Origin of the sequence: Streptomyces sp. NPDC093111 (assembly GCF_040683955.1) — a bacterium.
Taxonomy (GTDB): domain Bacteria; phylum Actinomycetota; class Actinomycetes; order Streptomycetales; family Streptomycetaceae; genus Streptomyces.
Map to the genome: position 1 here is coordinate 332,326 of NZ_JBFBNW010000002.1, position 14,538 is coordinate 346,863.

Annotated in this window: 11 protein-coding genes; 8 read left to right on the plus strand and 3 right to left on the minus strand. The window is 73.0% G+C overall.

The window, feature by feature from the left end:
• Positions 1–227 precede the first annotated feature (227 nt).
• From AB0Q96_RS03935 to AB0Q96_RS03970, 8 genes are all read left to right on the plus strand, one after another.
• On the plus strand, positions 228–1,940 hold the full coding sequence (locus AB0Q96_RS03935) for a dynamin family protein (RefSeq protein ID WP_365321425.1): 1,713 nt from the start codon (positions 228–230) through the stop codon (positions 1,938–1,940).
• Between the two features lie 202 nt (positions 1,941–2,142).
• Positions 2,143–3,918, plus strand: a complete 1,776-nt coding sequence (locus AB0Q96_RS03940) for a GTPase (protein WP_365321676.1) — start codon at positions 2,143–2,145, stop codon at positions 3,916–3,918.
• 232 nt (positions 3,919–4,150) lie between these two features.
• Positions 4,151–4,663 carry a single-stranded DNA-binding protein gene (locus AB0Q96_RS03945; RefSeq protein WP_365321426.1) on the plus strand — a complete coding sequence of 171 codons (513 nt, stop codon included), beginning with the start codon at positions 4,151–4,153 and terminating at the stop codon, positions 4,661–4,663.
• Between the two features lie 248 nt (positions 4,664–4,911).
• Positions 4,912–6,318 carry an LAETG motif-containing sortase-dependent surface protein gene (locus AB0Q96_RS03950; protein ID WP_365321427.1) on the plus strand — a complete coding sequence of 469 codons (1,407 nt, stop codon included), beginning with the start codon at positions 4,912–4,914 and terminating at the stop codon, positions 6,316–6,318.
• 258 nt (positions 6,319–6,576) lie between these two features.
• Positions 6,577–8,241: an energy-dependent translational throttle protein EttA gene (gene ettA, locus AB0Q96_RS03955; protein ID WP_365321428.1), complete on the plus strand. Its 1,665-nt coding sequence runs from the start codon at positions 6,577–6,579 to the stop codon at positions 8,239–8,241.
• A gap of 8 nt (positions 8,242–8,249) precedes the next feature.
• Positions 8,250–8,675: a thioesterase family protein gene (locus AB0Q96_RS03960; protein WP_365321429.1), complete on the plus strand. Its 426-nt coding sequence runs from the start codon at positions 8,250–8,252 to the stop codon at positions 8,673–8,675.
• Positions 8,672–9,358, plus strand: coding sequence for a hypothetical protein (locus tag AB0Q96_RS03965; protein WP_365321431.1), 687 nt, complete (start codon positions 8,672–8,674; stop codon positions 9,356–9,358). Before AB0Q96_RS03960 ends, AB0Q96_RS03965 begins: the two co-directional genes overlap by 4 nt.
• Positions 9,359–9,516: 158 nt before the next feature.
• Positions 9,517–9,906, plus strand: a complete 390-nt coding sequence (locus AB0Q96_RS03970) for a GNAT family N-acetyltransferase (protein ID WP_365321678.1) — start codon at positions 9,517–9,519, stop codon at positions 9,904–9,906.
• On the opposite strand, the gene AB0Q96_RS03975 is transcribed toward AB0Q96_RS03970, so the two are convergent.
• The 3 genes from AB0Q96_RS03975 to AB0Q96_RS03985 all read right to left on the minus strand — a co-directional run bounded on the left by AB0Q96_RS03975 (position 9,903) and on the right by AB0Q96_RS03985 (position 14,520).
• Positions 9,903–10,502, minus strand: a complete 600-nt coding sequence (locus AB0Q96_RS03975) for a hypothetical protein (protein WP_365321432.1) — start codon at positions 10,500–10,502, stop codon at positions 9,903–9,905. The two genes, AB0Q96_RS03970 and AB0Q96_RS03975, sit on opposite strands and share 4 nt — an antisense overlap.
• Positions 10,503–10,741: 239 nt before the next feature.
• Positions 10,742–11,689: an ABC transporter ATP-binding protein gene (locus AB0Q96_RS03980; protein ID WP_365321433.1), complete on the minus strand. Its 948-nt coding sequence runs from the start codon at positions 11,687–11,689 to the stop codon at positions 10,742–10,744.
• Positions 11,686–14,520: an FtsX-like permease family protein gene (locus AB0Q96_RS03985; RefSeq protein ID WP_365321434.1), complete on the minus strand. Its 2,835-nt coding sequence runs from the start codon at positions 14,518–14,520 to the stop codon at positions 11,686–11,688. The genes AB0Q96_RS03980 and AB0Q96_RS03985 overlap by 4 nt, the downstream gene beginning before the upstream one ends.
• Positions 14,521–14,538 lie beyond the last annotated feature (18 nt).

A 14,538-nucleotide genomic window follows, 5' to 3' on the forward strand; every position in this document is an offset into this window, starting at 1 on the left:
CCCTGGCCCGGTTGCTTCACCTGCGTGCCACGATGTGGAGGTTCGGTGAAGCGGTCCGATAATCGCAGGCAGGTGCGATTCGCGCAGCGCTTTTCGCGCCACTCGGGCCGGGTGTTGTGCACTCGTTATGCCTGAGGTCTCCCGGCTACATCCGTTCGGTCGGCGCGTAGGGTCCCCATACGCTTCAAAAAGACTCCAAAATTGGGCATTCTTCACATGTGGTGACCTTGGACGAACGGCCTCAGCTGATCGACGCACTCTCCGCCCTGCGCGACCGTGTCGCCGCCGTGCGTCTTCCCCTCCCCCTTCCGGGCGCACCCCGGGCCCGTCAGACCCGTGCCGAGCTGCTCGCCCAGCTCGACGACTATCTGGTGCCCCGTCTCAGAGATCCCGACGCCCCGCTGCTCGCCGTCGTCGGCGGCTCCACCGGGGCCGGCAAGTCCACGCTCGTCAACTCGCTGGTGGGGCGCCGCGTCAGCGAGGCCGGGGTGTTGCGGCCGACCACCCGTACGCCCGTCCTGGTCTGCCACCCCGAGGACCACCACTGGTTCGCCGGCATGCGCGTACTGCCCCAGCTGACCCGCGTCTGGCTGCCCCAGCAGGACGAGGAGCGCCCCATCGAGGAGCGCGAGGAACCCGAGGAGGAGAACTCCCTCCGCGTCGAGACCGCCGCCACCCTGCCCCGCGGCCTCGCCCTCCTCGACGCCCCCGACATCGACTCCCTCGTCGTCGAGAACCGGCTCCTGGCCGCCGAGTTGATGTGCGCCGCCGACATCTGGGTCATGGTCACCACCGCCTCCCGCTACGCCGACGCCGTCCCCTGGCACCTGCTCCGTACGGCGAAGGAGTACGACGCCACCCTCGTCACCGTCCTCGACCGCGTCCCCCACCAGGTCATCGGCGAGGTCGCCCGCCAGTACGGGGCCCTCCTCGACAAGGCCGGGCTGAGCGACCTGCCCCGGTTCACCATCCCCGAGCTCCCCGAGTCCACCGGCGGCGGCAGCGGCCTCCTCCCCGACACCGCCGTCGCCCCGCTGCGCGGCTGGCTCGCCCACTGCGCCCAGGACCCGGCCGCCCGCCAGCAGGCCGTCGCCCGAACCGCCGCCGGCGTCATCGACTCCCTCGACACCCGCATGCCCGAACTCGCCGGCGCCGTCGCCGCCCAGTACGCGGCGGCCGTACGCCTCGGCGGCGCCGTCGAGGGCGCCTACGGGGAGCAGGGGCAGCGGGTCCGCGAACAGGTGCGCCGCGGCGCCGTCCTGGCCGGCGACGCCCGCACCCGCTGGCGCGGCTACCCCCGCGACAGCACCGCCGAGGAACTCCTCGACGCCCTCGCCGAATCCCTCTCCGCCCTCGTCCAGTGCGCCGTCGCCGCCGCCGACGAACGGGTGCGCGACACCTGGCGCCGCGAACCCGCCGCCGGCGCACTCGCCCCCGGCGACCGGACCGGCCCCTGCGACCGGACGGGCCCCGGCAAGGACGCCGGCGAGCGGATCGCCATGACCGTACGGCGCTGGCGGCGCGTCCTGGAGGAGACGGTCGAGGAGGAGGTCCGCGGGATGGAGCGCCCGGCCACCGTCCGCGGCTCCGGACGGGGCTCGGGGCGCGGCTCCGGGCGCGGCTCGGGACGGGCCTTCGGCCGGGGGCGCGGCGCCACCGCCGCGGCGCCCGACAACGAGACCCTCACCGCCCTCCTCGCCGCCGTCCTCCTCGGCGGCCGCCGCACCCGCGCCGCCGGCGACCGCCTCGCCGAACTCCTCGGCGCCCAGGGCGCCCTGCTCCTCCGCGACAAGGGCGGCGAACTGCTCCGCACGTACCTCGACCGCGCCCTGCACACCGAACGCGACCGGCGCCTCGCACCCCTCGAAGCCCTCGACGTGACCCCCGAGCCGCAGGCCGAGCTGATCGCCGCGCTCTCCGTACTGCAGAAGGAGAAGTGACGCAGTGACCGATGCAGGGAGTGGAGCGGCGAGTGGAGTCGGTGATGGGGTGCCCGGCGGGGTGGGAGACAGCGGTGGAGGTGGAGGTAGAAGTGGAGACGTAGAGGTGGAAGGGGCGGGTGGTGGGCTCCGTGCCGCGGATGCGGATGCGGAAACGGAGGGGGAGCGCGCACCGGGGCGCTCCCGCTGGGACGACGGGCTCATCGCGCGCCGGGCCGCCGAACGGGCCGCCCCCAAGGGCGCGGAGAGCGCCGGCGCGATGCGCGGCAGCGCCGACGACGCCGACGACGCCGACGGGCTCCCGTCGCTCGGCGGGGTCTACGGCGGCACCCTGCGCACCCGGCTCGACGCCCTCCACGAACTCGTCGGCCTCTCCCGTACCCGGGTCGAGAACGAGGCCCTCGCCGAGGCCGGACGGGTGCTCGACGAGGCCGCCGCCCGGCAGCGGCTCTCCGCGCGCCATACCGTCGTCGCCATCGCCGGGGCCACCGGCAGCGGCAAGTCCACCCTCTTCAACGCGCTCGCCGGCGTACCCGTCTCCGACACCGGACTGCGCCGCCCCACCACCTCCGCGCCGATCGCCCTCAGCTGGTCCGAGGGCGCCGCGGGGCTGCTCGACCGCCTCGGCATCCCCGGGCGGTTGCGCCGCAGGCCGCTCGCGGGCGGTGCGGCCGACGCCGAACTCCAGGGCCTCGTCCTCATCGACCTGCCCGACCACGACTCGGCCGTCACCGCCCACCGCGACCAGGTCGACCGGCTGCTCGGGCTCGTGGACGCGGTGATCTGGGTCGTGGACCCCGAGAAGTACGCGGACGCCGCCCTGCACGAGCGCTATCTGCGGCCGCTCTCCGGGCACGCCGAGATCACCTTCGTCGTCCTCAACCAGACCGACCGGCTCGGCACCGAGGCCGCCGACCTCGTCCTCGACGACCTTCGCCGGCTCCTCGACGAGGACGGCATGGCCCTGGGGGAGCACGGCGAGCCCGGCGCGACCGTCCTCGCCCTGTCCGCGCTCACCGGGGACGGCGTACCGGAACTGCGCGAGCTCCTCGGGCGGTTCGTGCAGGACCGCACCGCGCCCGAACGGCGCCTGTCCGCCGACGTGGACGCCGCCGCGACCCGGCTGCGGCCGGTGTACGTGGCGGACGGCCGGCCCGGTCTGGGGGAGCGGGCCCGGGAGGAGTTCGCCGACCGCCTCGCGCTCGCCGTCGGCGCCCAGGCCGCGGGCGAGGCCGCCGAACGCGTCTGGCGGCGCGGCGCCATCCGGGCCTGCGGCACGCCGTGGCTGCGGCTGTACCGCTGGTACGAGCGGGTCCGCGCGCACGGCAGTACCGACCCGCGCCTGGAGAACCCGGTCGAGGACGAGCTGACCGCCCGCCAGCGCGTGGAGCAGGCGGTACGGGTCGTCTCCGACGAGGCATCGCGGGGACTACCCGGACCGTGGGCGCACGCCGTGCGCGAGGCGGCGCTGCGGGGCGCCGCCGGGCTGCCGGAGGCCCTGGACGAACTGACCGTCTCCATGGGCGACCCGGCGGCCCGGCCGCCGCGCCCGGCGTGGTGGCCGGCCGCGGTGTTCGCGCAGGTGGTGATGACGTTCCTGCAGATCTTCGGCGCGCTGTGGCTGGTGGCCCAGATCGTCGGCGTGGTGGAGCCGTTGCTGTGGCCGCCCGTACTGATCATGGTCGCCGGGATCGTCGGCGGCCCGCTGGTCGAGTGGGCCTGCGCGGCGGCGGTACGGGGCCCCGCCCGGCGCTACGGCCAGGACGCCGAACGCCGCCTGCGCGAGGCGGCGGCGGCGTGCGGCAGGGCCCGGGTCCTCGACCCCATCGCCGCGGAGCTGATGCGGTACCGGGAGGTGCGCGAGCAGTACGTGACGGCGTCGGGCGCGACACGGGTGGCGGCGCGGATCGGCGGGACGCGGATCGGGGCGACGCGGCTGGGACCGACGCGGAGCGCGGGCGTGGCGAGGGCGCGGTAGCACTGCCCGGGCTCGACCCGCGCCACCCTCGACGACCCGTCCCTTGCCCATTCCCACTCCCATCCCCACCCCCGTCCCCGTCCGCATCCATCCCCGCCCGTCCCCATCCGAGTGACGGAGTTATCCCCAACTCGCCCCTTATCCACAGGTCTCAGCGGGTTTCTTCGCCGGGAGCCACCATGGATCTCGTGGCCGGCGCACGGCCGGACGGTACGGGGGAGAGGTGCGGGACATGAACGAGACGACGGTGACGCTGGTCGGCAACGTGGCGACCAATGTGGAGTACCGGGAGACGGTGACGGGCGGGGTGGCCAGGTTCCGCTTCGCGGTGACGGCGCGTCGCTGGGACCGGGAGCGGGGGCTCTGGACGGACGGTCCGACCAGCTTCTATTCGGTCTCCGCGTGGCGCTCGCTGGGCATGAATGTGGCGGCTTCCGTCTCGGTGGGCGAACCATTGGTGGTACACGGCCGGCTGAAGGTGCGTGAGGAGGAGCGCGAGGGGCAACGGAAGACCTTCGTGGACATCGACGCGGTGTCCGTGGGCCACGATCTGACCCGCGGCACGGCGGCCTTCCGCCGGACAGTCCGCCAGAATCCCGACGCTTCCCTGGCGGAATCAAAGATTCCGCAAACAGCCCCGGTCGATCTGTGGCAGACCCCGGAGCCGGCCGTGGATCCGGCGCTGGAGCCCTCTCTGGAGGCCGTGGTTGAGGGGGTTTCGGCTGATCTCGTAACCGCGTCCTGACCTTGCGTTGTGGGGATATGTCGATACCGTGACCAGCGGTTTCCATGTCAACTTCCGGGGCCTGATAACGATTTCGAGTCGGTATGGTTATCAGATGGCACGAGTGGACACCGGGGGGTTCCGCTTACCTAGGATTCCCGAGTACTCATGAGGCGCTTGCTTTCAGTGGGTCAGTGAGTGTGCTGGCAGGTGCTCCCCCCACGCGTATCGCTCGATGACGCGGAGCCGCCTGCCCGGAGGGGAAATCCATGTTTTCTGTACAGAGGCGCGGCGTTGCCCGCCTTGCCGCCGCGACTCTGGTCTCCGGCCTCGTCGCGGCCGGGACCATAGCGATCGCCGGTCCGGCGATGGCCGACGGGGCTGATCTCGGCACCGGTGGTGCCACCGCGACGCTCGGCAACCTCACCGTCTGGGACCGCGTGACGGTCGAGGGCAAGGAAGGGACCTCCGCGGCCGGTCTCTTCCAGATGGACGTCAAGCCCGGTGGGTCCATCCAGACCTACTGCATCGACTTCCGCACGAACGCGATCAAGGGCGAGGAGTACAAGGAGGTCGGCTGGGACGCCTCCTCCCTGCACAACAACAAGGACGCCGGCAAGATCCGCTGGATCCTGCAGAACTCCTACCCGCAGGTCAACGACCTCACCGCGCTGGCCGCGAAGGTCGGCGCCAAGAGCCTGACCGCGAAGACGGCCGCCGCTGCGACGCAGGCCGCGATCTGGCACTTCTCCGACGCCGTCGAGGCCAAGCCCGTCGACGTCGAGGCCCGGAAGCTGACCGAGTACCTGGAGAAGGAGGCGCAGAACCTCGAGGAGCCCAAGGCTTCCCTGAGCCTGTCGCCGTCCTCCGTCGCCGGCAAGGTCGGCGAGCGCCTCGGTCCGATCACGGTCAGCACCAACGCCGAGAAGGCCGTCGTCTCCCTGACCCCGGGCGCCCCGGCCGGCGTGAAGATCGTCGACAAGGACGGCAAGGTCGTCTCCGACGTCGCCAACGGCAGCAAGGTCTTCTTCGACGTGCCCGCGGGTACCCCCGACGGCTCGGCCGAGCTGAGCGTCAAGGCTGACACCACGGTCCCGATCGGCCGTGCCTTCGTCTCGACCAAGATCAAGAGCCAGACCCTGATCCTGGCTGGCACCAGCACCTCGACGGTCGCCGCCAAGGCCACCGGCACCTGGGCCAAGAAGGGCGCGATCCCGGCCGTCTCGGCCGAGAAGAACTGCGCCAAGGGCGGCCTCGACATCACCGCGTCCAACGAGGGTGACGAGGACTGGACCTTCGACCTGAAGGGCGTGCAGTACAAGATCGCCCCGGGTGAGTCCAAGACCATCACCGTCCCGGTCGCCGAGGACACGGCGTACGACTTCACCATCACGGGCCCGAACGACTTCTCCAAGACGTTCAAGGGTGTTCTCGACTGCAAGACGGCCACCCCCGGCCCGACGCCGTCCGAGACCCCCTCCGGCACCCCGTCCCCCTCTGAGAGCCCGGCCACCGGCGGCGCCGGCACCACCGGCTCCACCACCGGTGGTGGCGACCTCGCCGAGACCGGTGGCTCCAGCGCCACCCCGATGATCGCCGGCGTTGCCGCCGCGCTCGTCGTGGTCGGCGGCGGCGCGGTGTTCTTCCTCCGCAAGAAGAAGGCCGCTGGTCAGTAGGACACGACGGTCACCCATCGGGTGACCTGACGGAAGGCCCCGCCGCGTACCGCGCGACGGGGCCTTCCTGTTGTGCGGGCTGTGCGGGCGCACCGGCCACCGGTGACCGTCGGCGACGGCCGGTGACGGAGCGGTCGCACGAGGGGGTGTTCGAAGGGCCAGGTCACGGCGGTGCGGCGGAACGGGTTTCCGTCAGAGGGTGGCGGTCAGGCAAGATGGGGTGTATCTGCCCACTCACTCCTTGCCGGACGGTTTCTCTTGGCTGAGTACATCTACACCATGCGCAAGACGCGCAAGGCGCACGGCGACAAGGTCATCCTCGATGACGTGACGCTGAGCTTCCTGCCCGGTGCGAAGATCGGTGTGGTCGGCCCGAACGGTGCCGGTAAGTCCACCGTGCTGAAGATCATGGCCGGTCTGGAGCAGCCCTCCAACGGTGACGCGTTCCTGGCCCCCGGCTACTCCGTCGGCATCCTCATGCAGGAGCCGAAGCTGGACGAGTCCAAGACGGTCCTGGAGAACGTCGAGGACGGCGTCGCCGAGGTCAAGGGCAAGCTCAACCGGTTCAACGAGATCGCCGAGCTCATGGCGACCGACTACTCCGACGCGCTGCTGGAGGAGATGGGCAAGCTCCAGGAGGACCTGGACCACGCCAACGCGTGGGACCTGGACGCCCAGCTGGAGCAGGCCATGGACGCGCTGGGCTGCCCGCCCGCCGACTGGCCGGTCAACAACCTCTCCGGTGGTGAGAAGCGCCGCGTCGCCCTCTGCAAGCTGCTCCTCGAGGCGCCCGACCTGCTGCTCCTCGACGAGCCCACCAACCACCTCGACGCCGAGTCCGTGAACTGGCTGGAGCAGCACCTGGCCCAGTACAAGGGCACCGTCGTGGCCATCACCCACGACCGGTACTTCCTCGACAACGTCGCCGAGTGGATCCTCGAGCTCGACCGCGGCCGCGCGATCCCCTACGAGGGCAACTACTCGACCTACCTCACCAAGAAGTCCGAGCGGCTCAAGGTCGAGGGCAAGAAGGACGAGAAGCGCGCCAAGCGCCTCAAGGAAGAGCTCGAGTGGGTGCGGTCCAACGCCAAGGGGCGTCAGGCCAAGTCCAAGGCGCGTCTGGCGCGCTACGAGGAGATGGCCGCCGAGGCCGACAAGATGCGGAAGCTGGACTTCGAGGAGATCCAGATCCCGCCGGGCCCGCGCCTGGGCTCCATCGTCGTCGAGGTCAACAACCTCTCCAAGGCCTTCGGCGAGAAGGTCCTCATCGACGACCTGAGCTTCACCCTGCCCCGTAACGGCATCGTCGGCATCATCGGCCCCAACGGCGCCGGCAAGACCACCCTCTTCAAGATGCTCCAGGGCCTGGAGACGCCGGACGCCGGTGAGATCAAGGTCGGCGAGACCGTCAAGATCTCGTACGTCGACCAGACCCGCGCCAACATCGACCCCAAGAAGACGCTGTGGGCCGTCGTCTCCGACGAGCTGGACTACATCAACGTCGGCCAGGTCGAGATGCCGTCCCGCGCCTACGTCTCCGCGTTCGGCTTCAAGGGCCCGGACCAGCAGAAGCCGGCCGGCGTGCTCTCCGGCGGTGAGCGCAACCGCCTCAACCTCGCGCTCACCCTCAAGCAGGGCGGCAACCTGCTGCTCCTCGACGAGCCGACCAACGACCTCGACGTCGAGACCCTGAGCAGCCTGGAGAACGCGCTGCTCGAGTTCCCCGGCTGCGCCGTGGTCGTCTCCCACGACCGCTGGTTCCTGGACCGGGTGGCCACCCACATCCTCGCCTACGAGGGCGACTCCAAGTGGTTCTGGTTCGAGGGCAACTTCGAGTCGTACGAGAAGAACAAGGTCGAGCGGCTCGGCCCGGACGCGACCCGTCCGCACCGCGCCACGTACAAGAAGCTCACCCGGGGCTGACGGACGCCATGGCGAGACACCTCTACCCCTGCCCCCTGCGCTGGTCGGACATGGACGCCTTCGGGCACGTCAACAACGTCGTCTTCCTGCGGTACCTGGAAGAGGCGCGGATCGACTTCATGTTCCGTCTGGCGCCGGGGGACGGGAGCCCGTCCTTCTCCGGCGGGTCCGTCGTGGCCCGGCACGAGATCGACTACCTGCGCCCGCTGGTCCACCGGCACACGCCGGTGACCATCGAGTCCTGGGTCACGAAGATCGGCGCGGCGTCGCTGACGATCGCGTACGAGATCAAGGATCCGGACGTCACGTACGTCCGGGCCTCGACCGTCGTCGTGCCCTTCGACCTGGAGGCCCAGCGGCCGCGCCGGATCACCGAGGAGGAGCGTTCGTTCCTCCAGGAGTACGTCGACGACGGGATGACGTCCGCCGCATGATCGCCCTCGCGCCCCTGCATTTCGCCGACGCCAGGGAGGCGGCGGGCCTCGCCGCCTTCCTGCGCCGGCTGCTGCACTACGACCGCGCCGCCGCCGTCCGCCTCCAGGCCGGCGCCGGCGCGCTCGCCGTTTTCGGGCGCCCGCCCTCCTTCGAGGTGCTCGCGATCCGTACGGCACGCCTGGTCGACGTCGTCGACCTGGACGTGACCGTCTCCGCGGGCGAACTCCTCGAAGGCATCGAGGAGTCGGCGGGCAAGGCGGTCGTCCCCGACGCCGTCACCGGCCCGCCGTGGGCCGGCGTCCTGCCGCCCCGCACCGGCTGGGCACCGGTCGCCGGTGTCCCGTCCGTCGCCGACTTGCGGGGCGCGGTCGCCGCCGCGATCGCCGAGTTCCGCTCCCGCGACGAGGCCCTCGACGAGGAGCGGCGCACCCGGGCCGAGCGCGACCGCATCGGCCGCGAGATCTGGTCCCGCACGCTCGCCCCCGCCGGGCTCCCGCTGCGCGCCGTCCACGCGGCCCAGTCGCTCGGCTTCCTGCCCGACCTGCCCGACCGGGACCTCCCGGTCACCCTGCTCGCCGCCGGCCCCTGGCTCCGGCTCCGCACCCCGTACGGCTCGGTCGCCCTGCGCACCGTCCCGATGTCGCTGAGCGTCACCCCGGGCGCGGGCGCAGGGGCGATGTGACCCCGCAGGCGGCGGGGACGGGGGATGTCGATCCCGTACGTGCGGGGGACGGGGATGCCGATCCGGTACGTGCAGGGGGCGTCGGTCCCGTACGCCTCGACGGTGCCGATTCCGTACGCGCCGACGGTGCCGCCGCCGGCCGCTCGGACGGGCCCGTCCTGGTCGTCGACGCCGAGCTTTCCGGCGCCGAGCTGAACACGCTCTTCCACGCCTCCTGGCCCGGCCACCACGACACCGACTTCGGGCCGATGTTCGCCCGGCGGCTGCTCCACGTCACCGCGCGGCGGGACGGGCGGCTCGTCGGGTACGTGAACGTGGTCGGTGACGGGGGCGCGCACGCCTTCGTGCTCGACACCACCGTCCATCCCGACGAGCGCCGCAAGGGGCTCGGCGTGGCGCTGGTGCGGGCCGCCGCCGACGCGGCGCGGGAGCGCGGCGCGCACTGGCTGCACGTGGACTTCGAGCCGCACCTCACGCGGTTCTACGAGGAGTGCGGCTTTCGGCCCACCGCCGCCGGCCTCATGGCGCTGACCGGCCAGGACGGCTAGACCGGCTCGTCCCGGTCCTCCGCCGCGAGCGCCAGGACCGACAGGGCCGCGCTGAGCAGCAGCAGGACCGACGGCAGCACCAGCGAGCCGTGCGCCACGTTGTCGCTCTCCAGGATCGGGTCCATCCGGTGCGCGGGGTCGTAGGCGAGGCGCACCGTCTTCCCTTGTTCCGCGACCGCGCGTTCGGCGGCGAACTCCGACGGGTAGCCGCCCGGGCAGCTCAGCGGGTGGTGGTACAGCGTCTTCTCGGCGGGGGCGCCCTCGCCGAAGGTCGGGTGGTGCGTGACCGTGGTCGGGCCCGACACCAGGCACTCGACGACCTCGGCGCGGATCCGGGAGTCCCGGGCCTCCACCCACACCGACCCCAGGCCCGCCAGGAGCAGCAGCGCCGCGACGATGGCGGCGGTGCCGCCCTCGCGGAAGAGGGCATTGTGCGCGAACAGGGCGCCGACGGCCAGGCCGAGCCCGGCGAGCAGCGCGAGCGCGGCCGGGAGGCGGACGGGGCTGTGCATGCTCCAGCCCGCCCACAGGTGCAGCAGGATCCCGGCGCCGACGGGTACGAGCACGGCGCCGAGGTACGACAGGGTCTTCCTCATCCGTCACCCCCGTAGGGGGACGCGTGCCACGGTCGGACGGTTTCCGCGGCGGCCTGGCGGCCTGGCGGATCGACCGGACCAGCGGACGGGCCGCCCCGCCGCACCGGACCGACGCACGGCCGGACTGCCGCCCGCCCGGACCGCAACGCCCGACCGCCCCGCCGCACGGCGGGAGCGCCGCACAGCCCGACCGTCCCGTGCCCAGCCCAGCCCCGCGGACCGCCCCGCCCCCAGCCCCCTCAGCCCTCCGCGTCGTCCGGCCAGACCCCGATGTGGTCCTGCTCCAGCTCCAGCGCCACCCGGTGTTCCATGCCCAGGGCCTCGGTGTACTCCGCGGGCAGCTGGAGCCGGCCGGCCCGGTCGAGCATCGCGTACTCGCGGGCCACCAGCGACTCCTGGCCCTCGGCGTCGATCTCCGTGCGCCGCAGCACCTCGGAGGAGGTGCGGCCGTCGCGGATGGCGACCGTGCGGCGGACCTCGGAGGCGACCGCCTGGTCGTGGGTGACGATCACGATCGTGGTGCCCAGTTCCTCGTTGGCCCGCCGGAAGGCGGCGAAGACCTGCTCGCCGGTGGCCGAGTCCAGCTCGCCGGTCGGCTCGTCGGCGAGCAGCACCGACGGGTTGTTGGCGAGGGCGACGGCGATGGCGACGCGCTGCTGCTGCCCGCCGGACAGCTGGTTGGGGCGCCGGTCGCGGATCTCGGAGATGCCGAGCATCGCGAGGAGTTCCTCGGCGCGCTGGGCCTTGCGCTGGGAGCGGCCCGCCAACTGCATGGGCAGCGCCACGTTCTGGGCGGCCGTCAGGTAGGGGAGCAGGTTGCGGGAGGTCTGCTGCCAGACGAAGCCGACGACCTCGCGGCGGTAGCGCAGCCGGGCCTTGCCGTCCATGGCGAGCAGGTCGCAGCCGGCGACCTTCGCGGCGCCCGCGGTGGGCACGTCGAGGCCGGCCAGGATGTTCATCAGGGTCGACTTGCCCGATCCGGAGGCCCCGACGAGGGCCATCAGTTCGCCCTCCTTCACCAGCAGGTCGAGGCCCTGGAGGGCCTGCACCTCCACCCCGTCGGTGGTGAAGATGCGGACCAGCCGGTCGCAGGCGATCAGTGAGTCGTGACCGTACGAGGGCCGGTCGCGCTGCGCCGTCGCCCGCCGCTCAAGCTCTTCCAGAGAGGTCTCGGCTGCTGTCGTCATCGTGCGTCTCCTGCCCTGAGTTCCTTGATCGAGCCCCTGCGCGAGGCCCACCAGGCCTGTACCGTCGCCGCCGCGCCCGCGAGGAGCACCACTCCGGCCGCCGGGAGTCCGAGCGACCAGGCGTCCGCCCGCAGCGTCGCGCCGAGGGCCAGTGTCTCCGCCGGGGCGTCGGCCAGCGCGAGCCGGGCCAGGTCGACGCCGGGCGCGAGCAGTTGGACCGTCGCCCAGCCCACCAGGGCGCCGCCGCCCGCGGCGAGCAGCGCCTGCGGGAGGGCCTCCAGGATCAGCAGCCGCCTGGCCTGCCCGCGGGTCAGGCCCATGGTGCGCAGCCTGGCCAGCAGCGTGGTGCGCTCGGGGGCGACCTGGAGCAGCGACAGCAGGACGGCCAGGACCGCGTAGCCGGCGCCCGCGGCGACGGCGGCGAGGTAGAGGTTCTCGGCGCCGGTCTGCATGGGCGAGTCGACGTACCGGGACCGCTCCTCCTGGCGCAGCCCCACGTGCAGCTTGCCGCCCTTGGCGGTCATCTCGCTCCGCAGCGCCTTGCCGTCGAGTGCCGCGCCCCCGGTTCCGCCGCCGGTGACGAGCAGCGTGGTGGGGGCCCGGTTGACCAGGTCGGCGGCGTTGACGATCAGGAAGTCCTCGTCGGGCAGCGCGGGGGTGATCGTGCGGACGGCGACCACCTTCACGTGGAAGCGGCCCGCGGCGGCGAGGATCTCGATGGGCTGGTCGCCGAGCCGCTCGGCGACGTCCGGGGAGGCGATCGCCGGGACGACCCGGGAGGTGTCGCCGACGCTGCCGGGGCCGCCCTTGCCGGTGGTCTTCAGCAGGTCCTCGGGGAAGGGGCCGAAGTCGGTGCGGGCCGCGAGCCGGGCGTACGTGGAGGGCTCGACGCCGACCAGCGGGGCGCTCATGGCGTTGTCGGTGGTCCCCTGGTGGGACGGCAGCTCCAGGCCGTACTCGATCTGCACCGGCGACACCTCGCGGACCCCGGGGAAGCCCCGTACCGTGTCGGCGAGTCCGGCGGGCAGCGGTGTCCAGCCCACGTCGTGGGTGATCCGGGCGTCCGCGCCGGTCGCCAGGTACGCGGCCCGGTCCCGGGCGTCGGCGACGCCGGCGAGGACGGAGCCGCCGAACGCGGCCGTGGTCAGCGCCATCAGCAGGGCGAGCAGCGAGAGGGTGCCGGAGGCCGAGGCGCGGCCCGCGCGGGCCAGCGACAGGAAGCCGATGGCACCGCGCAGCCGGCGGGTGGGCCGGGCGGCCCAGCGCAGCGGCACCGGGTAGATCCGGATGAGGACGAAGGCGGCGATCACGCCGACGAGCACGGGCGCGAAGCTCACCAGGTAGTCGCCGGCGCCGACGCCGGTGCCGCGCTGGCGCAGCGCGGTGACCGCGCCCACCGCGAGGACCAGCAGGGTGAGTTCGGCGATGGTGCGGCGGCGGGAGGGCCGTGCGGAGACCAGGTCCTCGCGTCCGCCGTGCAGCAGCGGGCGGCGGTGCAGGACCATCGCGCGCACCGGCAGCACGAGGGCGGCGAGCAGGGCGGCGACCCCGGCGGCGATGACGGCGGGCCACATCCGGGCGCCGCCGGCGTCGCCGACGAGGGGCACGGCGAGCAGCAGGCCGAGCGCTGCGGCGGGCAGGCAGACGGCGGTGGTCTCGCCGAGCAGCCGCAGGCCGATGCCGGTCAGGGAGGCGCCGCGGGCGCGCAGCAGGGCGAGTTCGGCGTGCCGGCGGGCGGTGAACAGGCCGCCGGTCATGCCGAGGACGACGGCGGCGACGGCGCCGACGCCGACGGCGGCGACGGTGACGACCGCGGCGATGGCTTCCCGCATCCCGGCGTACTCGCCGAGGACCTCGTCGAGGTCGGTGTCGAACTGTCCGTTCGGGCCGAGGGCCGACCGCAGCGCGACGAGGTCGGGGCCGGCGTCGGCGGAGTCGAGCGCGGCGCGCAGGGTGTCGCTGTCCTGGGCGGTGAGGTGGCCGACGGAGGGGGCGTAGCGCCAGTACTGCTCGGGCTCGCCGAGGGTGCGGGGCAGCGAGGTCCCGCTCTCGGGGCCCAGCAGCAGGGTGGCCACCCAGTACCACTTGACCTCAAGGGCGCTGCGGGCGGTGAAGAGCGGGGTGTGCGTGACCGGGTCGACGTTCCAGTACGGGCCGGAGGGCTCGCGCGGCTCGATGATCCCGGTGATCGTGACGGGGGTCTCGCCGCCGTCGCTGCCGGGCACGTGGACGACGGAACCGGGCTTGAAGCCCATGGCCTTGGCGGTCTTCGCGGTGACCGCCGCCTCCATCGCGCCGCCCGGCCCGATCCCGGGCATCCGCCCGGCGACCAGGCTGGAGTGGGCGGGCACGTCGGAGAGCGCGTCGAGGACGAACTCGGGCAGCAGCCCGTCGGGCTGCGGCAGCCAGCGGTCCAGGCCCTGGACCCGCTTGGTGGTGCGCGCGCCGTACGCGGAGTTCGCGAGGTCGGCCTGGAGCGGCTTGGGCAGCAGCGGGGTGAGCTGGTCGCGGGTGGCCTTCAGCCGGTCCGGGCGGTACGCGGTGGGCTGCTGCGCCGGGGGCAGGCTGCTGGCCACGGAGTTGGTGAGCTTGACGACGGTGCGGTGCGCCGGGGCCGAGTCGACCGCGTGCCGCATCCCCTCGGTCTCGTACGTGTCGACCGCGCGCGGCAGCGCCGCCGCGAGGAAGGCGGTGACCAGGACGAGCAGCCCGTAGGCGAGGGCCGTGCCCGGGGCGGTCCGCAGCCGGGTGCGGACCCAGGGGGCCACGGCGCGGGCGGGCTTGCGGGGCATGACGTCCGCCTTTGCGCGGGTCGGTGCGGTGGCGGCCATCAGTGGTCCTCCCGGGTC

Bases quoted from the DNA above. Each gene is read 5' to 3' on its own strand.
- AB0Q96_RS03945 (WP_365321426.1), top strand. From the start codon at position 4,151: ATGAACGAGACGACGGTGACGCTGGTCGGCAACGTGGCGACCAATGTG.
- AB0Q96_RS03950 (WP_365321427.1), top strand. From the start codon at position 4,912: ATGTTTTCTGTACAGAGGCGCGGCGTTGCCCGCCTTGCCGCCGCGACT.
- AB0Q96_RS03960 (WP_365321429.1), top strand. From the start codon at position 8,250: ATGGCGAGACACCTCTACCCCTGCCCCCTGCGCTGGTCGGACATGGAC.
- AB0Q96_RS03965 (WP_365321431.1), top strand. From the start codon at position 8,672: ATGATCGCCCTCGCGCCCCTGCATTTCGCCGACGCCAGGGAGGCGGCG.
- AB0Q96_RS03975 (WP_365321432.1), bottom strand. From the start codon at position 10,502: ATGAGGAAGACCCTGTCGTACCTCGGCGCCGTGCTCGTACCCGTCGGC.
- AB0Q96_RS03980 (WP_365321433.1), bottom strand. From the start codon at position 11,689: ATGACGACAGCAGCCGAGACCTCTCTGGAAGAGCTTGAGCGGCGGGCG.
- AB0Q96_RS03985 (WP_365321434.1), bottom strand. From the start codon at position 14,520: ATGGCCGCCACCGCACCGACCCGCGCAAAGGCGGACGTCATGCCCCGC.